Annotated in this window: 1 pseudogene; it reads right to left on the reverse strand. The window is 58.2% G+C overall.

Annotation, left to right across the window (positions count from 1 at the left end):
* Positions 1–222: pseudogene (locus tag LD028_RS09565) on the reverse strand (cell wall hydrolase); the annotation flags it as partial.
* Positions 223–232 lie beyond the last annotated feature (10 nt).

Genomic DNA, 232 nt, shown 5'->3' on the forward strand with positions numbered 1-232 from the left:
GTAAAAGTACGGCTTTTGCACCGCTTCGAAGCCGCCAGGCGATTGGAACACCATCTGGCTCATCGTGCGGATGCCGCGAAAGTCAAGGCAGTTGGCGAGGATGCGGTTGACGCCGACGTTGCCGACCATCAGCATGCCCAGGACCCCTTCGCCTTCCGCTTCGGCGCGCATCAGTCTTGCCAGCATGTCTACATCCCTGCTGTTCGCTTTAATTACGGCCATTGCTTCACCT

The sequence above is a fragment of the Anoxybacillus sp. LAT27 genome (assembly GCF_022030075.1).
In the GTDB taxonomy this organism is placed as follows: Bacteria; Bacillota; Bacilli; order Bacillales; family Anoxybacillaceae; genus Anoxybacillus; species Anoxybacillus kestanbolensis.